The sequence below is a fragment of the Klebsiella sp. RIT-PI-d genome (assembly GCF_001187865.1).
Classification (GTDB): domain Bacteria; phylum Pseudomonadota; class Gammaproteobacteria; order Enterobacterales; family Enterobacteriaceae; genus Superficieibacter.
The window spans coordinates 70,872-96,360 of sequence record NZ_LGIT01000003.1; the positions used below are offsets into that span (position 1 = coordinate 70,872).

Annotated in this window: 16 protein-coding genes and 1 CRISPR repeat array; of the genes, 2 read left to right on the top strand and 14 right to left on the bottom strand. The window is 52.5% G+C overall.

Going from position 1 to position 25,489, the window contains the following annotated elements; all coding sequences use genetic code 11:
- Positions 1-30: 30 nt before the first annotated feature.
- Complete coding sequence (gene cysI, locus AC791_RS00815) at positions 31-1,743, bottom strand: assimilatory sulfite reductase (NADPH) hemoprotein subunit (protein WP_049838592.1); 1,713 nt, start codon at positions 1,741-1,743, stop codon at positions 31-33.
- Positions 1,743-3,548, bottom strand: a complete 1,806-nt coding sequence (gene cysJ / locus AC791_RS00820; RefSeq protein WP_049838593.1) for an NADPH-dependent assimilatory sulfite reductase flavoprotein subunit — start codon at positions 3,546-3,548, stop codon at positions 1,743-1,745. The genes cysI and cysJ overlap by 1 nt, the downstream gene beginning before the upstream one ends.
- 301 nt (positions 3,549-3,849) lie before the next feature.
- Between cysJ and queD the strand changes: the two genes are divergently transcribed.
- Positions 3,850-4,212 (top strand): 6-carboxytetrahydropterin synthase QueD, encoded by a 363-nt coding sequence (queD, locus tag AC791_RS00825; RefSeq protein WP_049838594.1) that lies wholly within the window; start codon positions 3,850-3,852, stop codon positions 4,210-4,212.
- Positions 4,213-4,329: 117 nt separating this feature from the next.
- Positions 4,330-6,007: direct repeats of the CRISPR family, unit length 29 nt; unit sequence CGGTTTATCCCCGCTCGCGTGGGGAACAC.
- A gap of 371 nt (positions 6,008-6,378) precedes the next feature.
- Here queD and queE read toward each other — a convergent pair.
- The 7 genes from queE to rlmD form a co-directional block, all read right to left on the bottom strand.
- Positions 6,379-7,050, bottom strand: coding sequence for a 7-carboxy-7-deazaguanine synthase QueE (gene queE / locus AC791_RS00830; protein WP_049838595.1), 672 nt, complete (start codon positions 7,048-7,050; stop codon positions 6,379-6,381).
- 313 nt (positions 7,051-7,363) lie between these two features.
- Complete coding sequence (locus AC791_RS00835) at positions 7,364-8,215, bottom strand: LysR family transcriptional regulator (protein ID WP_049838596.1); 852 nt, start codon at positions 8,213-8,215, stop codon at positions 7,364-7,366.
- 596 nt (positions 8,216-8,811) lie between these two features.
- The gene (eno, locus tag AC791_RS00840; RefSeq protein WP_049838597.1) at positions 8,812-10,110 is read right to left on the bottom strand and encodes a phosphopyruvate hydratase; all 1,299 of its coding nucleotides are present in this window, start codon (positions 10,108-10,110) and stop codon (positions 8,812-8,814) included.
- Positions 10,111-10,188: 78 nt separating this feature from the next.
- A complete protein-coding gene (pyrG, locus tag AC791_RS00845; RefSeq protein WP_049838598.1) occupies positions 10,189-11,826 on the bottom strand; it encodes a glutamine hydrolyzing CTP synthase in 1,638 nt (545 codons plus the stop codon).
- A 225-nt stretch (positions 11,827-12,051) separates the two neighbouring features.
- Positions 12,052-12,843: a nucleoside triphosphate pyrophosphohydrolase gene (gene mazG / locus AC791_RS00850; protein ID WP_049838599.1), complete on the bottom strand. Its 792-nt coding sequence runs from the start codon at positions 12,841-12,843 to the stop codon at positions 12,052-12,054.
- An 86-nt stretch (positions 12,844-12,929) separates the two neighbouring features.
- Complete coding sequence (gene relA / locus AC791_RS00855) at positions 12,930-15,167, bottom strand: GTP diphosphokinase (protein WP_049838600.1); 2,238 nt, start codon at positions 15,165-15,167, stop codon at positions 12,930-12,932.
- 52 nt (positions 15,168-15,219) lie between these two features.
- Positions 15,220-16,518 (bottom strand): 23S rRNA (uracil(1939)-C(5))-methyltransferase RlmD, encoded by a 1,299-nt coding sequence (gene rlmD, locus AC791_RS00860; protein ID WP_049838601.1) that lies wholly within the window; start codon positions 16,516-16,518, stop codon positions 15,220-15,222.
- Positions 16,519-16,575: 57 nt separating this feature from the next.
- On the opposite strand from rlmD, the gene barA reads away from it, so the two are divergent.
- On the top strand, positions 16,576-19,323 hold the full coding sequence (gene barA / locus AC791_RS00865; protein ID WP_049838602.1) for a two-component sensor histidine kinase BarA: 2,748 nt from the start codon (positions 16,576-16,578) through the stop codon (positions 19,321-19,323).
- Between the two features lie 38 nt (positions 19,324-19,361).
- Here the strand turns inward: barA and AC791_RS00870 are convergent, their stop codons facing one another.
- The 5 genes from AC791_RS00870 to AC791_RS00890 all read right to left on the bottom strand — a co-directional run bounded on the left by AC791_RS00870 (position 19,362) and on the right by AC791_RS00890 (position 25,488).
- The gene (locus AC791_RS00870; protein ID WP_049838603.1) at positions 19,362-20,504 is read right to left on the bottom strand and encodes a glycerate kinase; all 1,143 of its coding nucleotides are present in this window, start codon (positions 20,502-20,504) and stop codon (positions 19,362-19,364) included.
- A 78-nt stretch (positions 20,505-20,582) separates the two neighbouring features.
- Positions 20,583-21,923, bottom strand: coding sequence for a glucarate dehydratase (gene gudD, locus AC791_RS00875; RefSeq protein WP_049838604.1), 1,341 nt, complete (start codon positions 21,921-21,923; stop codon positions 20,583-20,585).
- An 18-nt stretch (positions 21,924-21,941) separates the two neighbouring features.
- Positions 21,942-23,282, bottom strand: a complete 1,341-nt coding sequence (locus AC791_RS00880; protein ID WP_049838605.1) for an enolase C-terminal domain-like protein — start codon at positions 23,280-23,282, stop codon at positions 21,942-21,944.
- A 2-nt stretch (positions 23,283-23,284) separates the two neighbouring features.
- On the bottom strand, positions 23,285-24,637 hold the full coding sequence (locus AC791_RS00885) for an MFS transporter (RefSeq protein WP_049838606.1): 1,353 nt from the start codon (positions 24,635-24,637) through the stop codon (positions 23,285-23,287).
- A gap of 401 nt (positions 24,638-25,038) precedes the next feature.
- The gene (locus AC791_RS00890; RefSeq protein WP_049838607.1) at positions 25,039-25,488 is read right to left on the bottom strand and encodes a flavodoxin; all 450 of its coding nucleotides are present in this window, start codon (positions 25,486-25,488) and stop codon (positions 25,039-25,041) included.
- Position 25,489 lies beyond the last annotated feature (1 nt).

Below are 25,489 nucleotides of genomic sequence, written 5' to 3' on the forward strand. Positions count from 1 at the left end.
CTGCATCAGGTTCATGCAGCAGCCTGGTGATTATTCCCAGAAATCTCGTGCCGGATCGAGCACCGGACGTACAATGCCCGTACGTACCGTAAAGTCACCGAATCCTTCATCCGCTTCACGCTCTTTCGCCCATCGCCCGACCAGTTCGTCAATAGTGGCGAGGATCTCAGGTTCAGTAATGTTTTCCCGGTACATGCGCGGAATGCGTGTTCCCATACGGTTACCACCAAGATGCACGTTGTAACGGCCCGGCGCTTTGCCCACCAGACCCAGTTCCGCCAGCATGGCGCGTCCGCAGCCGTTCGGACAACCGGTTACGCGCATAACGATATGCTCTTCAGGAATTCCATTTTTTTCCAGAATCGCTTCTACTTTGTCGGTAAACGACGGCAGGAAGCGCTCGGCTTCCGCCATCGCCAGCGGACAGGTCGGGAACGATACGCAAGCCATTGAGTTTTCACGCTGCGGCTTCACGGCGTTCATTAGCCCGTGATCGCGCGCCAGTGCCTCAATCTTTGCTTTCTCGCTGTCAGGCACGCCGGCAACGATCAGATTCTGGTTAGCAGTAATACGGAACTCGCCCTGATGGATCTTTGCGATCTCCAGCAGGCCCGTTTTTAGCGGGCGTCCGGGATAATCAAGGATGCGACCGTTTTCAATAAACAGCGTCAGGTGCCATTTATCGTCAATGCCTTTTACCCAGCCAATACGATCGCCACGTCCGGTGAACTCATACGGACGGATTGGCTCGAATGTGATCCCTGCACGGCGCTCCACTTCCGCTTTAAACGTCTCAACGCCCACGCGCTCCAGCGTGTATTTGGTTTTTGCGTTTTTACGGTCGGTACGATTGCCCCAGTCGCGCTGGGTAGTTACCACCGCTTCCGCTACCGCCAGGGTATGCTCCAGCGGCAAATATCCAAATTCACTTGCCGTGCGGGCGTAAGTTTTTTTATTGCCATGTTCAATAGAGAGGCCACCGCCAACCAGCAGGTTAAAGCCCACCAGCTTACCGTTTTCTGCCACGGCCACGAAGTTCATATCATTGGCATGCAGATCGATATCATTTTGCGGCGGGATCACCACGGTGGTTTTAAACTTACGCGGCAGATAGGTCTGCCCGAGGATCGGCTCTTCGTCGGTGGTCGCCACTTTTTTCTGATCGAGCCAGATCTCTGCATAGGCGCGGGTGCGCGGCAGCAGATGTTCAGAGATCGTCTTCGCCCACTCATAAGCTTCAGCATGCAGCTCAGACTCGTACGGATTGGACGTACAGAGCACGTTACGGTTCATGTCGTTGGCGGTCGCCAGCGCATCCAGCCCGACTGAATGCAGCATCTGGTGCACCGGCTTCACGTTCTTCTTCAGGATACCGTGAAACTGAAAGGTCTGACGGTTGGTCAGACGAATGCTGCCGTAGATCGTGTTATCATGAGCAAACTTATCAATTGCCTGCCACTGCGTGGGCGTAATAACGCCCCCCGGCAGGCGACAGCGCAGCAGCATGGCATGACGCGGCTCCAGCTTTTGTTCCGCGCGCTCGGCACGAATGTCGCGATCGTCCTGCTGATACATACCGTGGAAACGGATCAGCAGAAAGTTGTCACCGTTAAAACCGCCGGTAAGACCGTCGTTTAAGTCTTCAGCAATGGTGCCGCGCAGATAGTTGCTCTCTACCTTCATGCGCTCGGCATCCGTCAGTTTACCTTCGACCACCAGGGGTCCGGGATATTTTTCGCTCATTAGTAGACATCTCGCTGATAACGGCGCTCAACGCGCAGCTCACTTAAAAATTCATCTGCCGATTCGAGGTCCATGCCGCCGAATTCTGCAATCACATCCAGCAATGCCTGCTCAACGTCTTTCGCCATACGATTGGCGTCACCGCAGACATAAATATGAGCGCCGTCATTGATCCAGCGCCACAGTTCTGCGCCCTGTTCGCGCAGTTTGTCTTGTACGTAAACTTTTTGTTGTTGGTCACGAGACCAGGCCAGGTCGATACGGCTGAGTACGCCCTCTTTAACGTAGCGCTGCCATTCCACCTGGTAGAGAAAATCTTCAGTAAAATGCGGGTTGCCAAAGAACAGCCAGTTTTTACCCGATGCACCCTCGGCCGCGCGCTGCTGCATAAAGGCGCGGAAAGGCGCAATACCGGTGCCGGGACCAATCATAATGACCGGCGTGTCAGGGCTGGCAGGCAGGCGGAAGTTGTCGTTGTGCTCAATAAAGATGCGGACTTCGTCTTCTTCTTCAAGACGATCGGCCAGGAAGCTGGAGGCACCGCCAGCACGCGCACGCCCTTCTATATCATAGCGTACGACACCAACAGTAACATGCACTTCGCTTTCCGCTTCGGCTTGTGCGGAAGCGATGGAATACAGGCGCGGCGTTAGCGGACGCAGTAAATCAAGCAATGTTTCGGCATCAAGCTGAGCCGGAGAAAAACGCACCATATCAACAATCGGCGTCGTGGCGGCGTAATGCTGAAGCTGAGTTTTATCACCTGCCAGCGGTAGCAGCGTTTCGCTGCGGGCGAGAGTGGCATAATTTTCAACAATATTGGCAGTATTGACCGTCAATTCAAAATGCCACTGTAACGCCTCCGCCAGGGTCAGCGTTTTGCTCTCGACGGTGACCGGCTGGTCGGCCTTGAGCCATAACAGGTCGATCAGTTCATTAACCAGCGCGGGATCGTTCTGATACCACACGCCCAGCGCATCGCCCGGCTGATAGCGCAGGCCGGAATCGCCAAGATCGATCTCAATATGGCGAACATCTTTTTCTGAGTTACGACCGGTAATTTTTTGATTTACCAGCAGTGACGCCACCAGCGGCGCTTCTTTGGTATAGGGGCTGGTATGAACCTCATTAACTACACCCGATGCGGTGACGGCTGCCTGAGCTGGCGTCTCTTTCGGCACGCGGGATTTAAGCACTTCAACGACGCGCGCGCGCCATTCGGCAGCAGCATGTTGATACTCGACGTCAGAATCTACGCGATCCAGCAGGCGCTCGCCGCCCAGCTCCGCCAGCTTCGCATCAAAATCTTTCGCACACTGGCAGAAAAATTCATAAGACGTGTCGCCAAGGCCGAACACCGCAAAGGCGGTACTGTCCAGCTTAGGTGCTTTTTTAGAAGCGAGGAACTTGTGAAGCGCGACAGCTTCTTCCGGCGGCTCTCCCTCACCCTGCGTGGACGCAATGACAACCAACAGTTTTTCAGCGGCAATTTGTTTGAATTTATAGTCGCCCGCGTTAACCAGATTGACATTGAGTTTTGCTGCCAGTAAGTCATCGCGCAGCGCTTCAGCCACGCGCCGGGCATTCCCGGTTTGCGAGGCCGAGAGCAAGGTAATGGTGGTAGTTTCTGCTACCGGAGCAGGCGTTGCCACAGCAGCGCCGGGCTGCTGATTGAGCACCCCCCAAAAATAGCCGGAAACCCAGGCAAGCTGGGTTGGCGTTAAATCAGTGGTGGCCGCCTGAAGGCGCGCCAGCTGCTCCGGGTTTAGCGGAAGCAATGCGGAAGGTGGGACCTGTATCGTCATGCGTCGTCATGTTCCAGTAGCAAAGCTGTTTTCAGTAAAAACAGAAGAGAATGTAAGGTTAACGACCTGGATAATAACAATTAAAGAAGGGATGGAAATAATAAATAACCAAATAAACTAACCTGATTTCCCGATAGTTATTAACGGTAAAACAGGTTAAACAACCCTTTGATTTGAAGAGTAAAATAATTGAACATCTGTCACACGCGCTATAGCGCACAGCCTGCACAGTTTAAACAGATGATAAAAATTGTACTTTCCGGTACTATGCGGCGGTTTTTCGTAAGCCTGAGAGTTCACCATGTCCACCACGTTGTTTAAAGACTTCATCTTTGAAGCCGCTCACCATCTGCCTCACGTTCCGCAGGGCCATAAATGTGGTCGCCTGCACGGACACTCCTTTATGGTGCGTCTTGAAATCACCGGTGAAGTCGATCCCCATACCGGATGGATTATCGATTTCGCCGAACTTAAAGCGGCATTTAAGCCCACCTATGATCGTCTGGATCACTACTATCTGAACGACATCCCCGGTCTGGAAAATCCGACCAGCGAAGTGCTGTCCAAATGGATCTGGGATCAGGTGAAACCTGTTGTTCCGCTGCTGAGTGCGGTAATGATCAAAGAAACCTGTACGGCAGGCTGCGTTTATCGCGGAGAGTAGCGGAATCCGGCGACTTACGCAGGGAAAGAGGCGCGGAGTGTCTTGCCGCAATTGAATGTAACCGGCGACAGTAATGTCGCCTGTCTGAAGAAAGTCTTTCCCTGATTTTCCCGGTATCGGTTTATCCCCGCTCGCGCGGGGAACACGCCACGTAATTCAGCTTCGCCCTTTGCTCTATCGGTTTATCCCCGCTCGCGCGGGGAACACCCCAGCTGGCAGGGTACGCATCAAATAAACCGCGGTTTATCCCCGCTCGCGTGGGGAACACCAGGAGCTTAACGAAAACCAGATCGCCGCAACCGGTTTATCCCCGCTCGCGTGGGGAACACTGGATTTCCCATGTCTCGCCGCCGTTCTGGTCCGGTTTATCCCCGCTCGCGTGGGGAACACCTCCCACATTGCAGCGTATTGCTCCTCAGGGACGGTTTATCCCCGCTCGCGTGGGGAACACATCCCACGTTAGGTGAGGGGTTTGTTTTTCAACGGTTTATCCCCGCTCGCGTGGGGAACACCTGCTGCCCTGTCGAATTCGGCTATATCACGCCGGTTTATCCCCGCTCGCGTGGGGAACACTCATCCTCTTGCATCCCGGAAATGACGCCGGACGGTTTATCCCCGCTCGCGTGGGGAACACCAGGTGCTGATGTCTTCGGCAGCGCCCATTTCCGGTTTATCCCCGCTCGCGTGGGGAACACCACGGTTGCCCCATCCACTACTATCTTAATTTCGGTTTATCCCCGCTCGCGTGGGGAACACATCAGGTTCAGGAGTTTTTAACCCGTCATGAGCGGTTTATCCCCGCTCGCGTGGGGAACACGCGTACGCTCATTGCTGCGATTTCTTTCTCATTCGGTTTATCCCCGCTCGCGTGGGGAACACTGTCACCAAATTAGTGACACTTTCTTCACCCTCGGTTTATCCCCGCTCGCGTGGGGAACACGAGCACAGCATTCCTTCCGACGGCTCACCGCGCGGTTTATCCCCGCTCGCGTGGGGAACACCTCCCGACAGTTGCGAAAAATAGTCAGTTCGCCGGTTTATCCCCGCTCGCGTGGGGAACACGCTTGCGTTACGGTGCAGTTAAGCCAGACACCCGGTTTATCCCCGCTCGCGTGGGGAACACCACCACCGGTAGCGAGGCTTCTTTTGACGCGCCGGTTTATCCCCGCTCGCGTGGGGAACACAGCATCTTTCAGGCCGTACTGGATTTGAACGCCGGTTTATCCCCGCTCGCGTGGGGAACACTATGGAATCGTTAGCGGGTGCGGCAGGTTTTGCGGTTTATCCCCGCTCGCGTGGGGAACACTCGCGACCGGACGCCTTGCGCAGCTCGTTGAGCGGTTTATCCCCGCTCGCGTGGGGAACACGGCGTGCCAGCTTCCACGGCGTCGCCTCGGTGCGGTTTATCCCCGCTCGCGTGGGGAACACTTCCACTGATTCAGCTGAGTTGATTGAAAACACGGTTTATCCCCGCTCGCGTGGGGAACACTCACCAATAGTATGGTCGTGCAAGCCAAATGGCGGTTTATCCCCGCTCGCGTGGGGAACACGTAACCTTCATGAACCGACGTCATTTCAGCGGCCGGTTTATCCCCGCTCGCGTGGGGAACACGTCCACGCTTCAAAGCCTCCCACCTATCCTACAGGTTTATCCCCGCTCGCGTGGGGAACACTGGACGGAGCGTTAACGCAAGGTAAGGGCGATCGGTTTATCCCCGCTCGCGTGGGGAACACGGCACAGACAGCCAGGATGTTGGCTTAGAAGCAGGTTTATCCCCGCTCGCGTGGGGAACACTCTAAGCCTATGTATTTGTTTCAATAGACCTTTTTATCACAAGCGCAATTCACCAACACACTGACAACATAATCACCACACCACGAAGCCGTTAAAAACTCGATAACGCCATGATTTTAAACATAAAAATAAAATCATCGAAAATATTAATTCCGGACTTACCGCAGCAAAACAATTCTCTTCCTGAAATGGGACGTACTCTACCTTTTTCTGCTTCATTTAAAATAAAAAGCGATCGGCAGGTGCTTAATCGTAAACATCAGAACCAGGAAGGAGATTGTCAGACGAGGTGCCTGAACGGCGCGATATCCCGGCGACTATTACGCGGCCGGGATAGTTAACAATAAAGAACGGGATTGATTATTGATCTATCAGGCAATATTAAGATATTTATGCGTTTGCATCGATAATCGCCAGTTGCGGGCAATACAGGTCTCAATGCACAAACGGGTAGCATCTTCTTTCTGACTAATAGGCTGAAGCGCGATGACGCGCGGTTTATCATCATTCAGCACCGCAAGCAGTTCATCCAGCGCTTCGATATCGCGTACGCGCCCTACCGGATGTTTAATTTCTTCCGCGCGCTGAAGCGCCTGCTCCAGAACGTCGTATCCGCCACGCATATTCACTTTCGGCGATACGGTTACCCAGGTATTTGGCGTGCAGCGGATTTCATGCGTACCGCTGGTTTCAATCTGACAGCTGAAACCATTTTTCTCCAGCAGCATGGTCAGCGGCAGAAGATCGTGAATGCACGGCTCACCGCCGGTGATCACCACGTGGCGCGCGGTATAGCCCTGACGTTCAATAACCGCCAGCAAGTCTTCGCTACTGGCAGCGCCCCACTTGTCGCTCTCTTTGGTTTTCGCCAGGATGCTGTAAAGCGAGATTTCCCGATCGGCAAGCTTATCCCAGGTGTGTTTGGTATCGCACCAGGCACAGCCAACCGGGCATCCCTGCAAACGAATAAAAATGGCGGGAACGCCGGTAAAGTAACCTTCACCCTGAAGGGTCTGGAACATCTCATTTATCGGGTACTGCATAGTCATCTCGTGTTAGCTTCTAAACTCTAATTATCGCAGATCATGGCCCAACGATCATGTGCGATTCGCGCTCTGTAATGCCATAACGGTCCCGGCCCTGTAATGATGATGGATATGACGACTCTTGATAATGTCATTTTGTCCCAACAGGGATACATTTTTTTACCGAAAAGAAGATAGAACAACCCTGATAGCCTGTTGAGGGATACTCATGATTCTGGCCATATGTTTTAAAGAATAAAAAAAATACTACAGACAACGGCAACCACGGTTATAGCTAAACTTACAAGATAATAATATATTCAACATGAAATCATACGAATTTATTAAGTAAATTTTTAAACCTCATTAACCTCGTATCCGACTCACTTGACGGATTAGAATAGAGATAACATTTGGGATGATGTTTTTTCAACGGCAGGATGCTAACGCCATCCAATTTATACATAGTCGCAAGTTTTCGCGAAGAAAGGGCCATTCCTTTCCCTGTCCTCACTAAATAAAAAAGCGTCGGTATGTCATAGTTATGTTCGATGAAATCCAGATTGGTTGTGACATCATCGATGGCATATAAAAACCTCTCTTTAAGAAATTGAGTGTAATTTTCTTTCCAGATATAAATAGGTGGTAAGCGCCGAGGATCTTTACACTGCTCATCTGAGCGCAAAAGTACGAGTTCTCCCCCCTCCCATTGCTCTTTATGTACCCCGGCACAAGAACCCAAATCCCGAAATGATATGACCCATTTCCTGCGCATATCTTTTAATGTAATAATTTCATCATATGACAGCAAATCACGCTTGCAGGAAATATTTAGCCCTTCCGAACTTAAAATCATTTTTAAGGTTTTAAACAAATTTTCAGGAACAGTGACATCAAAATAAAGTTCTGGCAGGCATTCATCACGATGCCTGCTGTAGTCGCTCTCAAGCGTCAAAAGCTTATCGTATAGCGGTTTACATTTATAATACATTTCCCACGCCAGAAATGTTGGCTCTAAATCGTTATGCTTACGAATAAATAGCTTATCCGCCAGCAAAAGTTCGATCTCGCTAATCATCTTACTCAATGGCGATCGCGTGATGCATAGCGCTTCAGCAGCCCGAGAGAAATTTCTCTTCTCCATAAGAACCATAAAGTAACGCATTTTTTTTGATATAAACATACATCACCTATTTATCCATAAAATTAATTTTGATTACCACTGGCCATTAAGAATGCCTAAGCAATATATCACCTATAGCCTTCTGAATTTTGTAAACAGCGTTGTTTTTAATTTACGTAAAAATTAATAACACCGCCCTCCCGGGGATTCAATCCTGCTTATTAAAAAAGATTTAATAATTTACTTCTTGAGTAGACCACCTTGATTTATCACATATAAATGAGATTCTCATGATTTGACTAAATAGAAGATATATATATATATGATTTAATGACAAAAACATTCACATCATATTATTTATTAATTATATGTCATTTCCTGGAGTTGAGGATTGGCGTATTCTTCAGGAGCGTAATATTTATCCTGTCAGAAAAATAATTTAAGCTTTTACCACAGGATCCTTACTTATGGCTTGTTCATTCCCGGCAGGATCGCAGAAACCCGGATAATGATGAGGCGGTGGCGGGAAATGTAAAGATGGGTGCCTTTCCCCTCAGCGCAAACCTGATGCGCATGATGATGTTAAATCATGATTATTGTAGGCAAAAAAAATGCCAGCCCGCAGGCTGGCATTTTAAATTTAAATAAAGTCAGGATTATGCCTGGCCTTTGATCTCTTTACGACCGTTGTAAGGTGCTTTCGCGCCCAGCGCTTCTTCGATACGAATCAGCTGGTTGTATTTAGCAACACGATCAGAACGGCTCATAGAACCGGTTTTGATCTGGCCTGCAGCGGTACCAACAGCCAGGTCGGCGATGGTAGCGTCTTCAGTTTCGCCAGAACGGTGAGAGATAACAGCGGTATAGCCAGCGTCTTTCGCCATTTTGATCGCAGCCAGCGTTTCGGTCAGAGAACCGATCTGGTTGAATTTGATCAGGATGGAGTTAACGATGCCTTTGTCGATGCCTTCTTTCAGGATCTTGGTGTTGGTTACGAACAGATCGTCACCAACCAGCTGGATTTTGTCGCCCAGAACTTTGGTCTGATATGCAAAACCGTCCCAGTCAGATTCGTCCAGACCGTCTTCGATAGATACGATCGGGTACTGTTTGGTCAGGTCTTCCAGGAAGTGAGTGAATTCTTCAGAGGTGAACGCTTTGTTGCCTTCGCCAGCCAGGACGTATTTGCCGTCTTTGTAGAACTCAGATGCTGCACAGTCCATCGCCAGAGTGATGTCGGTGCCCAGCTCGTAACCAGCGGCTTTAACAGCTTCAGCGATAACTGCCAGTGCTTCTGCGTTAGAGCCCAGGTTAGGCGCATAGCCGCCTTCGTCACCCACTGCAGTGTTCATACCTTTAGCTTTCAGAACTTTAGCCAGGTTGTGGAACACTTCAGAACCCATACGTACGGCTTCTTTCAGGGATTTAGCGCCAACCGGCTGAATCATAAATTCCTGGATGTCGACGTTGTTGTCAGCGTGCTCGCCACCGTTGATGATGTTCATCATCGGAACCGGCATAGAGTATTTGCCCGGGGTGCCGTTCAGCTCAGCGATGTGCTCGTACAGCGGCTGACCTTTAGAAGCAGCTGCCGCTTTGGCGTTAGCCAGAGATACGGCCAGAATAGCGTTAGCACCGAAGTTGGATTTGTTTTCAGTACCGTCCAGGTCGATCATGATTTTGTCGATGCCGGCCTGATCTTTAGCATCTTTGCCAAGGATAGCCTGAGCGATCGGGCCGTTAACCGCGCCAACAGCTTTGGTTACGCCTTTACCCATGAAACGGGATTTGTCGCCATCGCGCAGTTCCAGCGCTTCGCGGGAACCAGTAGAAGCACCTGACGGAGCAGCTGCCATACCTACGAAACCACCTTCCAGGTGTACTTCGGCTTCAACAGTCGGGTTACCACGGGAGTCGATGATTTCACGACCGATGACTTTAACGATTTTGGACATTAGATTTTCCTCAGTACAAGTTAAACTAAAACTCCAGACAAACAACGCCCCACGTGGGGCGTTGCCGTTCTAACTTTATTACTTCACCTGACGCTTCTGGTACTCGCTGGCGGCTTTCACGAAGCCTGCAAACAGCGGATGCCCATCACGCGGCGTAGAAGTAAATTCCGGGTGGAACTGACCTGCGACAAACCATGGGTGATTTGGCACCTCAATGATTTCAACTAACTGCTCGTCGCCGGAACGGCCTGCGATGCGCAGACCCGCAGCTTCAATCGGTTTCAACAGCATATTGTTAACTTCGTAACGATGGCGATGGCGTTCGGTAATGGTCGACGCGCCGTACAGCTTGCGAACCAGGCTGTCATCAGAGAGCTGGCAAGCCTGTGCGCCAACGCGCATTGTACCGCCCAGGTCGCTCTTTTCAGAACGCACTTCAACGTTACCGTTTTCATCACGCCACTCGGTGATCAGCGCCACAACCGGGTACTTACAGTCTGGCACAAATTCCGTTGAGTTGGCGTTATCCATGCCTACCACGTTACGGGCAAATTCAATCAGCGCCACCTGCATGCCTAAGCAAATGCCCAGGTAAGGGATGTTGTTCTCACGCGCATACCCGGCGGTCGCGATCATCCCTTCTACGCCACGGTAACCAAAGCCACCGGGGATAAGAATGGCATCAAGCCCTTTCAGGATTTCTACTCCACGCGTTTCAACATCCTGCGAGTCAATCAGCTTGATGTTAACGGTCACGCGGTTTTTCAGGCCACCGTGCTTCAGGGCTTCAATAACAGATTTATAGGCATCCGGCAGTTCAATGTACTTACCGACCATGCCAATCGTTACTTCACCTGCCGGATTGGACTCTTCATAGAGCACCTGTTCCCATTCTGACAAGTTTGCTTCCGGACAGTTCAGGCTGAATCGTTTACAAATATAATCGTCCAGACCCTGTGATTTCAACAGGCCCGGGATTTTATAAATTGAATCAACATCTTTCAGAGAAATAACCGCTTTTTCAGCAACGTTACAGAACAAAGCAATTTTCGCGCGTTCGTTGGCCGGAACGGCACGATCGGAACGGCAGATCAGGATATCCGGCTGGATACCGATAGAGAGCAGTTCTTTCACGGAGTGCTGAGTCGGTTTAGTTTTGACTTCACCGGCAGCGGCCATATATGGCACCAGCGTCAGGTGCATAAACAGCGCGTGTTCACGACCAATATCAACCGCCAGTTGGCGAATGGCTTCGAGGAATGGCAGGGATTCGATATCCCCGACGGTGCCACCGATTTCGACCAGCACCACATCATGCCCTTCGCCGCCTTCCAGCACGCGTTCTTTGATAGCATTAGTGATATGCGGGATAACCTGAACGGTTGCGCCCAGATAGTCGCCACGGCGTTCTTTACGCAGAACGTCGGAGTAAATACGGCCGGTAGTAAAGTTGTTGCGGCGGCTCATCTTGGTACGAATGAAACGCTCGTAGTGACCCAAATCCAGGTCGGTTTCAGCGCCGTCTTCAGTAACGAACACTTCGCCATGCTGGATTGGACTCATGGTGCCCGGATCGACGTTGATATACGGATCCAGCTTCATCATGGTCACGTTAAGGCCACGGGCTTCAAGAATGGCTGCGAGGGAGGCGGCGGCAATGCCTTTACCCAGAGAGGAAACAACCCCGCCGGTCACAAAAATATAGTTCGTTGTCATGCTGAACCTGAGAAGTTAGGTTTAAAAGACGATGGAATAACCAGGACGGGAAAGTAGTATACCCGAACATGACGAGCGCCACAAACTTTCATTCTTCCCCCTCTTCAGCCATGCCCAACGATGTAAGGAGTGAGAAAATAGACATTTTCAAAGAAATGTTTTTGACGCAAATCAAGCGCTTGTTATTTAAAAAATCACACACATCGCGCTTGACTGCGAAAATCGTTAGAGATCATGTTCCTGGCGTTTTACTTCCTGCCAGACTTCTTCCATGGTCTGGAGATCGACGCCGGTCATTTCGAGGCCACGCGCGGTAATAATGCGCTCAACTTCGCGAAAACGGCGTTCAAATTTCAGGTTAGCTTTTTGCAGGGCAACCTCGGCTTTCACACCGAGATGGCGGGAAAGATTGACCGTTGCAAACAGCAAATCGCCCATTTCTTCTTCTACCCTGGCCTGATCGACCACGGCCTGGTGCGCTTCTTCCATCACTTCGTCAATCTCTTCGTGGACTTTATCCACAACCGGACCCAGCGAGGTCCAGTCAAAGCCCACGCCTGAACAGCGCTTCTGAATTTTTTGCGCCCGCATCAGCGCCGGAAAGCTGTGTGGAATATCGTCCAGCGCCGAATGCTGTGCTTTCTGCGCCCGCTCAGTACGTTTGATCTGTTCCCAGCGCGCCAGTACATCGGTACTGCTTCCCGCCGTCGCTTGCGCAAAAATATGCGGATGACGACGTTCAAGTTTGTCGCTAATGGCTGCACAAATATCATTAAAATCAAAGCGTCCCTCTTCCTGCGCCATTTGCGCATAAAACACGACCTGAAAGAGCAGGTCGCCCAGTTCACCGCGCAGATCGTCAAAATCCTCACGCGAAATGGCATCCAGCACTTCGTAAGTTTCTTCCAGCGTGTACGGTGCAATGGTGGCAAAGGTCTGCTCTTTATCCCACGGACAGCCGGTTTCCGGGTCGCGCAGGCGCTGCATAATGCCGAGCAGGCGGTCAATTTGAGTCATTGTCATATCCTGGAAATAGAGGCCCGATAAATACAGCGGGATCGGGCAAAATGAGGCCGGAGCAGAGTCCGGCCTGTCGTATAGTGTTAATTTCCGTGCAGTCGCCGCGCATCTATCACATCCGGCACCTGGTTGAGTTTACTGAGCACCCGCCCGAGCACCTGCAGATTGTAGATTTCGATGGTCATATCAATATTGGCCAGCTGCTGTCTGGTATCGCTGCGGCTGGCAACGCCCAGTACATTTACTTTTTCGTTTGCCAGAATGGTGGTGATGTCGCGCAGCAGGCCGCTGCGATCGTTGGCGGTAACCCGAACCACCAGTGAATAGCCAGCAGAGTAGGTCTCCCCCCACACGGCATCGACAATACGTTCCGGCGCATGATTACGCAGTTCTTCCAGCTGATCGCAGTCGGCCCGGTGAACGGAAATACCGCGCCCCTGAGTAATAAAGCCAACAATTTCATCGCCCGGGATCGGCTGGCAGCAGCGAGCAATATGGTGCATTAAATTACCCACACCCTCGACCACGACCCGGCCACTGTCTTTGCTGCTGCGGCTCGGTGGCGTATAGGTTTTTTGCTGAAGCTGCTTCAGCGCTGCCGCATCCTGCTCTGCCGCGCTTGGCTTATTAAACTGCGCCTGTAAGAAGTTCACCATCTGATTGAGACGGATATCGCCGCCGCCAATGGCCGCCAGCAGCTCGTCAATCTCGTTAAAGTTGTAGCGCGACAGTAAGGTTTTCTCAGCCTCTTTCAGGCTGATACCCAGATGCGTCAGCTCATCATCGAGGATCTGGCGTCCGGCGAGAATGTTTTTATCCCGATCCTGCTTACGGAACCAGTTATGAACCTTAGCCCGCCCACGGCTGGTCGTAATGTAGCCCAGATTTGGGTTTAACCAGTCGCGACTTGGGTTCGGCTGTTTCTGGGTGATGATTTCAATCTGATCGCCCATTTGCAACTGATAGGTGAAAGGCACAATGCGACCGCTAATTTTTGCCCCGATGCAGCGGTGTCCTACATCGCTGTGGATGTGGTAGGCAAAATCCAGCGGCGTAGAGCCTGCCGGCAGGTCAACCACATCACCTTTTGGCGTAAAGACGTAGACGCGATCGTCAAACACCTGGCTGCGAACTTCATCAAGCAGTTCGCCAGAGTCGGCCATCTCCTCCTGCCAGGCAATTAGCTTACGCAGCCAGGCGATACGGTCTTCATGCCCGGAGCGTGCGCCGCCTGCCACGGTGCCTTCTTTGTATTTCCAGTGCGCGGCAACGCCCAGCTCCGCGTCTTCATGCATTTGTTTGGTACGGATCTGGATCTCAACGGTTTTCCCGCCCGGGCCTAATACCACGGTATGGATAGACTGATAGCCGTTAGGTTTCGGGTTCGCCACGTAGTCGTCGAATTCATCGGGCAGATGACGATAGTGCGTATGGACAATACCCAGCGCCGCATAACAGTCCTGTAAACGTTCGGCCACGATACGCACCGCCCGCACGTCAAACAGCTCGTCGAAAGTAAGGTGCTTTTTCTGCATTTTGCGGAAGATGCTGTAGATGTGCTTGGGCCGTCCGTACACTTCGGCTTTAACGCCTTCGGTTTTAATCTCAGCGCGCAGGTGCCCCACAAACTCGTCGATGTACTGCTCGCGGTCGAGACGGCGCTCGTGCAGCAGCTTCGCGATGCGTTTGTACTCTTCCGGGTGCAGATAGCGGAAGCAGTAGTCTTCCAGCTCCCATTTCAACTGGCCGATCCCCAGACGGTTAGCCAGCGGCGCGTAAATATTGGTGCACTCTTTGGCAGCCAACACGCGCTCGTCTTCCGGCGCGTCTTTGACATCACGCAGATGCGCGACCCGCTCCGCCAGCTTGATAACAACGCAGCGGAAATCATCGACCATTGCCAGCAGCATCCGACGAACGTTGTCGACCTGTTCAGAGGAGACGGAGTCGTTATGCGTGGCCTTCAGCTGGCGAATAGCCGCCATATCGCGCACACCGTGGATCAGGACGACTACCGATTTACCGGCGGCTTCCTGCAACGTCTCTTCGCTGACCACGTTGTTATCTACCAGCGGAAACAGCAGCGCTGCGCGCAGGGTATCAATGTCCATACTCAACATAGAGAGGATCTCGACCATCTCCACGCCGCGCCAGAGAATGAGATGTGCGTCAGCATGCCCCTGCGTTTGTTGATGACAGTAGGCCCAGGTTTCGGCTAAGCGTTCACACGACTGCTGGCTGGAAATTCCCAGACTGGCGATCCATTTTTTCGGGTCAAACTCACCCTCTTTATTCATATGTGAACTTCTTACCGCAACCATCGTCCTCTCCTTTCAGGGACCGGGCCTGCCGAATTCGACAAGCCAACGCTATTTATTGATGCTCAAACAGCACCATTGATTCCAGATGCCCAGTGTGCGGGAACATGTCCAGCATTGCCAGCCGCTGAATCTGGTAACCGGCCTTAAGCATCGCCTCACTGTCACGCGCCAGCGTCGCCGGATTGCAGGACACGTACACTACGCGGCGCGGCGCTAACTTTATGATATGCTGCATAACGCCCGGCGCACCGGCGCGGGCTGGATCGAGCAGTATTTTATCAAAACCCTGCTGCGCCCACGGCTGTTTCATAACATCTTCTTCAAGATTTTCATGAAAAAACGTCACATTATGCAAGTTGTTTTGTGCTGCATTCTGCTGTCCTTTCGCCACCAGGGCCGCTACGCCTTCCACACCGACCACACTTGCCGCGCGTCTGGCGAGCGGTAACGTAAAGTTGCCCATACCGCAGAACAGATCCAGCACGCGATCGTCAGGCTGGAGATCCAGCCACTCAAGCGCGGCCGCCACCATTTGCTGATTCACCCGATCGTTGACCTGAATAAAGTCGCGGGGACTGAACGTTAAGCGTAGTCCGTCTGACTGATACCACGGCGCTTTAATTGTTACGGATTCAAGTATCTCGCTTTGCGGCGCAAGGTACAGCGCAAGGTCCTCAGAATGCGAAAAGCGTTCCAGTTTTTCGATATCATCGTCAGAAAGTGCTGCCGTATGGCGCAATACCATCAGCGGCCCGTTGTCGGCAAGTACCAGTTCCACATGCCCGAGCCGGCGTACTGATTTCAGGCTGGAGAGGCATTGCCGAATTTTCGGCAGTAACGCGTCAAGACGGGGCGTCAAAACGGGGCATTGCCCGATATCGACGATATCGCTGGCATGTGCCTGACGAAATCCCATTTGCAGGTGCTGGGTTTTGGGTTGGTAATTGAGGCTCAGGCGCGCACGACGCCGGTATCCCCAGGGTTCTCCGGCAATAACGGTATCGACGTCGCGTTTCATCAGCCTGGCAAGGGCAGCCCGCTTGCTGCTCTGCTGGAGGGCAATGCTTACATGCTGCTGCTGGCAGCCGCCGCATACGCCAAAATGGGGGCAGCGCGGCGTGACCCGCTGATTGCTGTCGCTGAGACGACGTTTTACCTGGGCAAGAGAATACTGTTTTTTATCCTCGGTAATGACGACTTCCGCGCGCTCATTTGGTAATAATCCCGGAATAAATAGCAGCTTACCGTTATGGCGTGCTACGCCCTGACCAAAGGCATCGAGGTCATTTACCGTCACTGTTATGATCTGACGCGTCGTCACACGTCGTTTTGCAGAGTAGAATTGTGCCATCGTAGAGATTTTTCTCAATCAAACATAATGACGCTAATTGTCCCATAACGGAACTCCATGACCAACTACAGCCTGCGCGCTCGCATGATGATTTTGATCCTGGCCCCTACCGTCCTGATCGGTTTGCTGCTCAGTGTCTTCTTTGTTGTACATCGCTATAACGACTTACAGAGTCAGCTGGAAGATGCCGGTGCCAGCATCATTGAGCCTCTGGCGGTTTCCAGCGAGTACGGCATGAACCTGCAAAATCATGAATCTATTGGTCAACTGATTAGCCTGTTACACCGCCGCCATTCCGACATTGTGCGGGCAATTTCCGTTTATGATGAAAATAATAAACTGTTTGTCACCTCAAATTATCATCTGGATCCTGACAGACTGCGCCTGCGTAAAGGCGAGCCTATACCGCGCACCCTGAGCGTAATGCGCCACGGCGACATCATGATCCTGCGTACGCCGATCCTCACGGAGAGTTATTCGCCTGACGAATCGGCTATTTCAGATGCGAAGACATCCAACAATATGCTGGGTTATGTCGCACTGGAGCTGGATCTTAAGTCGGTACGTCTTCAACAGTATAAAGAGATTTTTATCTCCAGCATGATGATGCTGTTTTGCATCGGTATCGCCCTGGTATTTGGCTGGCGATTAATGCGTGATGTGACCAGTCCGATACGCAATATGGTGAATACGGTAGACCGCATCCGGCGTGGGCAACTGGACAGCCGCGTTGAGGGCTTTATGCTGGGCGAGCTGGATATGCTGAAAAATGGCATTAACTCAATGGCGATGTCGCTGGCGGCTTATCACGAAGAGATGCAGCATAATGTCGATCAGGCGACGTCCGATCTGCGCGAGACGCTCGAGCAGATGGAGATCCAGAATGTTGAGCTGGGTCTTGCCAAGAAACGCGCTCAGGAAGCAGCACGCATCAAGTCTGAGTTTCTTGCCAATATGTCGCACGAGCTGCGTACCCCGCTCAACGGCGTAATTGGTTTTACACGCCTGACGCTTAAAACCGAGCTGAATTCAACCCAGCGCGATCATCTCAATACTATCGAGCGTTCAGCGAATAACCTGCTGACTATTATCAATGATGTCCTCGACTTCTCTAAACTGGAAGCGGGTAAATTGCTGCTGGAAAGTATTCCTTTTCCGCTGCGCAATCTGCTGGATGACGTTATTACCCTGCTGGCTCATTCTGCGCACGATAAAGGCCTGGAACTGACGCTGACGATTAAAAACGATGTTCCGGATAACGTTATTGGCGATCCGCTTCGTTTACAGCAGGTCATTACTAATCTGCTGGGCAATGCGATTAAATTTACCGAGCACGGCAATATTGATGTGGTTGTTGATAAACGTGCGCTCAGTAACACTAACGTCCAGCTGGAGATCCAGATCCGCGATACCGGCATCGGTATTCCGGAAGCCGATCAGTCGCGGCTGTTTCAGGCATTTCGCCAGGCCGATGCCAGCATCTCCCGTCGCCACGGCGGGACCGGGCTGGGGCTGGCGATCACCCAGCGGCTGGTGAATGAGATGGGCGGCGACATTTCTTTCCACAGTCAGCCCAATCGCGGATCGACCTTCTGGTTCCACGTCAGTCTGGATCTCAATCCTAACGTGATTTCCGAAGCGCCGTTAACGCATTGCCTGGTCGGTAAACGTCTGGCCTATATCGAAGCCAACGTCACTGCGGCCCAATCCACAATGGACCTGCTCTCGACCACACCGCTGGAGGTGATCTACAGTCCAACCCTCGCCAGCCTGCCGGAAGATCATTACGATATCCTGCTGGCCGGAATGCCGGTTTCCGTACGTGAGCTGAGTATGCATCATGACAAACTGGCCCACGCGCGCAGTATGACTGATTATCTGATTCTGGCTCTGCCCTGCCATGCGCAGGTTAATGCCGAAACGCTAAAACAGGACGGTGCCGCGGCCTGCCTGCTGAAACCTCTCACCCAGATCCGCCTGTTACCCGCCCTGCTGGGATACGGTCGTTTTAAACATGCGCCTGCGCCGGTTGGCGAAAATCCTAAATTGCCGATGTCGGTGATGGCCGTGGATGACAATCCCGCTAACCTCAAACTGATCGGTGCCCTGCTGGACGATGTGGTCACCCACGTGGAGCTTTGCGACAGCGGACAGCACGCGGTAAATCTGGCGAAAGGTATGCCCTTCGATGTGATCCTGATGGATATTCAGATGCCGGAAATGGACGGTATTCGCGCCTGTGAGCTGATTCGGCAGCTGCCTCACCAGCAGCAAACGCCGATTATTGCAGTGACGGCACACGCTATGGCTGGTCAGCGAAAAAAATTGTTGAGTGCCGGAATGAACGACTATCTGGCGAAGCCCATTGAAGAAGATCGATTGTATCAATTGTTGCTGCGCTATCAGCCCGGGTTAACCGTTGCAGTGACCACACCCGTAGAAGGCCGGATACCGGTGAATCAGAATGCCACGCTGGACTGGCAGCTGGCACTACGTCAGGCCGCGGGTAAAACCGATCTCGCTCGTGAAATGCTGGAAATGCTGGTTCAGTTTCTTCAGGAGGTTCGCCAGCACGTGAATCGTCAGCTGGCTGGAGAAGAGATGCAGCTAATGGATATTATCCATAAACTGCACGGAAGCTGCGGCTATAGCGGAGTGCCGTGCCTGAAAAATTTATGTCAGTTAATTGAACAGCAGTTACGTAGCGGTATACCCGCAGCGGAACTGGAACCTGAACTGCTGGAGCTGCTGGATGAAATGGATAACGTCAGCCGGGAAGCTAAAAAAATTCTGGCTAAAGCGTAGGGCTGAAAAAGGGCAGCGGCGTTGCTCGGCCCGTGACGTTATGCGGTACGCTGTCCGGCTTTGAAGACGGCGGCGATATTACGCGCGCTCATACGCACATTGTCGTTGGCGCTCGTTAGCGCGTCTTCAAGGGTACAAATGTTATAAATCACGCTGAATACCGCATCAAGCCCGTGTTGGTGTACCACGCCGACATCGGCGGTAAGACTGCCGGCAATACCGATAACCGGTTTATGATAACGTTTGGCTATGCGGGCGACGCCAACCGGCACTTTACCGTGGATAGTCTGGCTGTCGATGCGGCCTTCACCGGTTATAACCAGATCGGCATCGGCTACCTGCTCATCCAGCTTCAGCGCATCGGTGACAATTTCAATACCCTGACGCAGGCGGGCATTGCAAAACGCATATAGCGCAACGCCCATTCCCCCGGCTGCGCCGCCCCCTTTCAGATCAAGAACGTCGATATGTAAATCGCGGGCAATGAGTTGCGCATAGTGCTCCAGCGCGCTGTCCAGCCGGGCGATCATCTCCTTGTTCGCCCCTTTTTGTGGGCCAAATATGGCTGACGCGCCGTTTTCACCCGTTAGCGTATTGGTGACATCGCAGGCAACCTCGATACGACATTCAGCCAGACGGGCATCCAGTTCGCTGATATCAATCTGCGCCAGCGTTTCCAGCCCGCCGCCGCCAGGAACGATAGGGTTACCATGTTTATCGAGGAGTTTCGCGCCCAGCGCCTGGACCATTCCTGCTCCGCCGTCATTGGTGGCGCTGCCGCCAATACCGATAATAAAGTGTCTGGCACCGTTATCCAGCGCGTGGCGGATCAGTTCACCAGTACCCCAGGTCGTGGTTTTAAGTGGATTACGTTTTGCACAGGGAACCCGTTCAAGGCCGCTTGCCGCCGCCATCTCAATAAACGCGCACTGTTCGTCACCGGAAATACCATAAAAACTGTTCACCGGCTCACCAAGCGGACCGGTGACGTCAACCTCTATTCTTCGGCCGCCAGTCGCCGCGACCATGGCTTCAACGGTGCCTTCACCCCCATCCGCCATTGGTAATTTAACGTACTGTGCATCAGGATAGATTTCACGAAAACCCTGTTCTATCGCGGTGGCAACCTGCAAAGCGCTCAGGCTTTCTTTGTAAGAATCCGGTGCGATAACTATTTTCATAAAAAATCCTTTTACATAAAGTCTGGATTACGCCGCGGCCAGCAAAAGGGCCAATCGCCGGGATTGACCCTGGTTCGGTTAACGTACCATGCACGGCCGTTTATTGTTAAACGTCCAGTTCGGGATCAGATACTGCATTCCCATTGCATCGTCGCGCGCGCCCAGACCATGCTTCTGATACAGTTCGTTGGCTTTCATCACCTGATCCATGTCCAGTTCAACGCCCAGCCCTGGCGTCGATGGCACCTGAACCATCCCACCTTTGATTTCAAACGGTTGTCTGGTCAAACGCTGATTCCCTTCCTGCCAAATCCAGTGGGTATCAATTGCCGTGATTTTGCCCGGTGCCGCCGCCGCAACATGGGTGAACATCGCCAGTGAGATATCAAAATGGTTATTCGAGTGTGAACCCCAGGTCAGGCCGAATTCGTGACACATTTGTGCGACGCGCACCGAGCCCTGCATGGTCCAGAAGTGCGGATCGGCCAGCGGAATATCAACTGATTGCAGGGAGAGCGTGTGCCCCATCTGACGCCAGTCGGTAGCGATCATATTGGTGGCGGTTGGCAGCCCGGTAGCGCGGCGGAATTCGGCCATTACTTCACGTCCGGAGAAGCCCTGCTCTGCGCCACACGGATCTTCTGCATAGGCCAGCGATCCTTTGAGGTATTTACCGATTTTAATCGCTTCATCCAGCGGCCATGCGCCGTTCGGATCGAGGGTTACGCGAGCCTCAGGGAAACGTTTTGCCAGCGCAACGATTGATTCTGCTTCTTCTTCACCCGCCAGCACGCCGCCTTTGAGTTTAAAATCGTTAAAGCCGTATTTCTCATATGCCGCTTCGGCCAGACGTACCACCGCATCCGGGGTCATCGCTTCGTCATGACGCAGACGATACCAGTCACACGACTCATCTGGCTGACTCTGATAAGGCAGCGGCGTGGCTTTACGATCGCCGACAAAGAACAGATAACCGAGCATTTCTACTTCGCTACGCTGTTGGCCATCGCCCAGCAGTGATGCCACGTTCACACCCAGGTGCTGACCCAGCAAATCGAGCAGCGCGGCTTCAATGCCGGTCACCACGTGGATGGTGGTACGCAGGTCAAACGTCTGCAATCCGCGGCCGCCTGAATCACGGTCGGCAAAGTTATTGCGCACTGCAGTTAAGATATTTTTATACTCACCCAGCGTTTTACCGACCACCAGTTGAGCCGCCTCTTCCAGCGTCTGGCGGATTTTTTCGCCGCCGGGAATTTCGCCCACCCCGGTATGACCTGAGTTGTCTTTGATAATAACGATATTACGAGTAAAGAACGGTGCGTGCGCGCCGCTCAGGTTCATTAACATACTGTCGTGACCGGCTACCGGGATCACCTGCATAGTAGTCACAACAGGCGTAGAAGTCTGCGTTGTCATTATTTCATCCTTTTTTAATCAGTGACGGCCGAAAACAGGACGTTTACGGTCAAATGTCCAGCCGGGGATCAGATATTGCATCGGGCCTGCATCATTACGTGCGCCCCCTGGCAGCGTTTTATACGCCTCATGCGCTTTTTGTATCCGATCCCAGTCAAGCTCTACGCCAAGTCCTGGCGCATCCGGTACGGCAATTTTGCCGTCTTTTATTTCCAGCGGATTTTTAGTCAGGCGGCAATCGCCCTCCTGCCAAATCCAGTGAGTATCAATGGCGGTAGGGGTACCCGGCGCGGCTGCACCGACGTGAGTAAACATCGCCAGCGAAATATCAAAGTGGTTATTGGAGTGGCAACCCCAGGTTAAGCCCCAGTCATCACACAGTTGTGCCACGCGCACCGCGCCTGAGAGCGTCCAGAAATGAGGGTCGGCCAGCGGAATATCCACCGCGTTAAGCATTACCGCGTGCCCCATTTCACGCCAGTTGGTGGCGATCATGTTAGTGGCAACCGGCAGGCCAGTGGCGCGCCGGAATTCGGCCATCACTTCGCGCCCTGAGAAGCCCTGCTCTGCACCGCACGGATCTTCCGCGTAGGTCAGCACATCATTTAGCCCTTTGCACAATGCGATGGCCTCATCCAGCAGCCACGCGCCGTTGGGATCAACCGTGATCCGCGCCTGCGGAAAGCGTTTTTTCAGCGCGCGAACTGTTTCAATTTCCTGCTCGCCCGGCAAAACACCGCCTTTGAGTTTAAAGTCTTTGAAACCATAGCGATCCTGTGACGCTTCCGCCAGACGCACCACCGCATCGTGGGTCAATGCCTCCTGGTGACGCAGGTGATACCAGTCGTGGCTTCCCGGCGTGGTTTCCAGATAAGGCAGGTCGGTTTTGGTACGGTCGCCAACGTAGAACAGATAACCGAGAACCGTAACCGCATCCCGCTGTTTTCCCGGTCCAAGCAGCTCACAGACCGGTACATTGAGCGTTTTACCCAGCAGATCCAGCAGTGCAGCTTCAAGGGCCGCCACTGCGTTGACCCGCAGTTCAAACGTCCATGCGCCTTTACCGAAGGTATCAAAATCAGCAGCCTGATTCCCTTTATGAACGCGTTGCACGACCTGATTCAGACGTGCAACCTCCTGACCGACAACCATCGGAATGGCGTCGGTCAGCGTTTTCAGGATCACTTCACCGCCAGGTGCCTCCCCAACGCCGGTATGACCGGCGTTGTCCGTGAGCACCACGATATTACGGGTAAAGTAAGCATTATGCGCACCGCCAATATTCAGCAGCATGCTGTCATGACCGGCCACCGGAATGACCTTCATATCAGTGACTATTGGACTTGATTGCGTTGTCATTATTACTTTCCTGTCACAGGTTTCAGTTCAACACGTTTGATATCACCGACCAGTACCAGATAGCTCAGTATTGCCACTAAAGCGTGGATACCGACATAAATCAGCGCGCCATTAAAGGAGCCGGTGGTGCCAACGATATAGCCGATGGCAATAGGCGTAACGATACCGGAGATATTGCCGAACATATTGAACAGCCCGCCGGAGAGACCGCTGATTTCTTTCGGTGCGGTATCGGCCATAACGGCCCAACCCAGCGCACCAATGCCTTTACCGAAGAACGCCATCGCCATGAAGCCGATAATCATCCACTCAGCCTCAACGTAGTTACAGAACACCATCACCATCGACAGCAGCATCCCGAGGACAATCGGCGTTTTGCGGGCGATATTAAGCGACCCGGTGCGGCGCATCAGCCAGTCGGAAATAACACCGCCCAGTACTCCACCAATAAAACCGCAGATAGCCGGAACCGACGCGACAAAGCCCGCTTTCAGGATGGACATGCCGCGTGCCTGCACCAGATAGACCGGAAACCAGGTGATAAAGAAGTAGGTTAAGGCATTAATACAGTACTGACCGAGGTAAATACCGAGCATCATGCGTGAGCCAACCAGTTGTTTGATCTGGGCCATCTTGACGCTCATCGGCACTTTTTGCTTACTGCCCTTTTGGTCCATATTGATCAGGCCGCCGCCTTCAGCAATATACTCCAGCTCTTTTTTATTCACGCCAGGGTGTTCGTTTGGCTCATGAATCACTTTTAACCAGATAAAGCTGAGGATGATACCCAGTCCGCCCATAAAGAAGAAAACGTGCGACCAGCCCACTTCATGGGTTAACCAACCCATAATGGGCGCAAAAATAACGGTAGCGAAATATTGCGCGGAGTTAAAAATGGCGACCGCGGTTCCCCTCTCTTGCGCCGGGAACCATGCCGCGACAATACGACTGTTTCCGGGAAACGACGGTGCCTCAGCCAGGCCGACCAGAAAGCGCAGCGCAAACAACGCCATGATGACGCCGAAGCCGCTGAAGATATCAACGAAGCCTTGCAGCAGCGTAAAGAAAGACCAAATCAGAATTGACCAGAAATAGACCCGTTTAGAGCCGAAGCGGTCGAGCAGCCAGCCGCCAGGGATCTGACCGATCACGTAGGCCCACGAAAAAGCAGAGAAGACGTATCCCATACCGATCGGATCAAGCCCGATCTCTTTCGCCATCTCAGAACCGGCGATTGAGAGTGTGGCACGGTCACCGTAGTTAAAGGAGGTGACGATAAACAGCATCACCACTATCCAGTAGCGAGCGTTAGTGCGCTTTTCAGCGCCGCCCACCGTATTGCTTAATGAACTCATTGTTGCACTCCTGAATCATAGCCTGTCGCTACGTTCATTCTGAACAGCACAGTCGTAGGGTAATCAGAATGACGTGTTTATGTTTTCGCAGTTTTTATGCCCGGCTTACTGCGTCTTTTTTGTCATGCCAAAAAAGTATATGAAGACGGCATCCGCCTCTCACCGTGCAAGAGCACAGCATTCATCAGGGTTCAAAAAGGGATTTGTGGCTTTAGCACAAACCAGTGGGCGTTACTTCACGGAAATGAAAATCGGCAGGACAAAGCAGAGGTAAGACAGAGCGGGCTTTCAGGAGTGTGAAACAGCTCTCTTGACGTCATGGTAACGCGCTTATTTTGCAAGAGGCTATGGGTAACAGTGGCCGGATACAAACGCTCCCCCACTAACAGGAGAGCGACACCTTATTTAAGCAACGTCCCCCATAGTTCCACCCAGGGACTGGATACCGTTTCCGGCTCCGGATCTTCACTGGCATCGATCATCAGCACTTCGCCAACACGCTGCGCGCCCTGTTCCTGAAGCAGCAGATCAAACTTTTGTCCACCGCCGCAGAAATGGGTATAGGCACTATCACCCAGTGCAATAACGCCGTAATGAAGGTCAGGCTGATGACCGAGTTTATCGTGAATATCCTGATACAGCGGCATAATGCTGTCCGGCAGATCGCCCTGTCCGGTGGTGGATGTCACGACCAGCGCATATCCTTGTTGATAGGGCTGCCAGTCAGCCAACTGCGGATCTTCAAATACGCGTGCGCTGTGCCCCTGCTCGTTGAGGATGGTTTCAGCTTCTTCTGCCACCAGCAGCGCGTTGCCGTACATGGTGCCGACAAAAATTCCGATCGTTGCCATT

Excerpts from the sequence above, each read along its gene's own strand:
- queD (WP_049838594.1), top strand. The coding sequence starts at position 3,850 with ATGTCCACCACGTTGTTTAAAGACTTCATCTTTGAAGCCGCTCACCAT.
- AC791_RS00885 (WP_049838606.1), bottom strand. The coding sequence starts at position 24,637 with ATGAGTTCATTAAGCAATACGGTGGGCGGCGCTGAAAAGCGCACTAAC.
- AC791_RS00880 (WP_049838605.1), bottom strand. The coding sequence starts at position 23,282 with ATGACAACGCAATCAAGTCCAATAGTCACTGATATGAAGGTCATTCCG.
- relA (WP_049838600.1), bottom strand. The coding sequence starts at position 15,167 with ATGGTTGCGGTAAGAAGTTCACATATGAATAAAGAGGGTGAGTTTGAC.
- barA (WP_049838602.1), top strand. The coding sequence starts at position 16,576 with ATGACCAACTACAGCCTGCGCGCTCGCATGATGATTTTGATCCTGGCC.
- cysI (WP_049838592.1), bottom strand. The coding sequence starts at position 1,743 with ATGAGCGAAAAATATCCCGGACCCCTGGTGGTCGAAGGTAAACTGACG.
- eno (WP_049838597.1), bottom strand. The coding sequence starts at position 10,110 with ATGTCCAAAATCGTTAAAGTCATCGGTCGTGAAATCATCGACTCCCGT.
- mazG (WP_049838599.1), bottom strand. The coding sequence starts at position 12,843 with ATGACTCAAATTGACCGCCTGCTCGGCATTATGCAGCGCCTGCGCGAC.
- AC791_RS00890 (WP_049838607.1), bottom strand. The coding sequence starts at position 25,488 with ATGGCAACGATCGGAATTTTTGTCGGCACCATGTACGGCAACGCGCTG.
- AC791_RS00870 (WP_049838603.1), bottom strand. The coding sequence starts at position 20,504 with ATGAAAATAGTTATCGCACCGGATTCTTACAAAGAAAGCCTGAGCGCT.
- rlmD (WP_049838601.1), bottom strand. The coding sequence starts at position 16,518 with ATGGCACAATTCTACTCTGCAAAACGACGTGTGACGACGCGTCAGATC.
- gudD (WP_049838604.1), bottom strand. The coding sequence starts at position 21,923 with ATGACAACGCAGACTTCTACGCCTGTTGTGACTACTATGCAGGTGATC.
- pyrG (WP_049838598.1), bottom strand. The coding sequence starts at position 11,826 with ATGACAACGAACTATATTTTTGTGACCGGCGGGGTTGTTTCCTCTCTG.
- cysJ (WP_049838593.1), bottom strand. The coding sequence starts at position 3,548 with ATGACGATACAGGTCCCACCTTCCGCATTGCTTCCGCTAAACCCGGAG.
- queE (WP_049838595.1), bottom strand. The coding sequence starts at position 7,050 with ATGCAGTACCCGATAAATGAGATGTTCCAGACCCTTCAGGGTGAAGGT.
- AC791_RS00835 (WP_049838596.1), bottom strand. The coding sequence starts at position 8,215 with ATGTTTATATCAAAAAAAATGCGTTACTTTATGGTTCTTATGGAGAAG.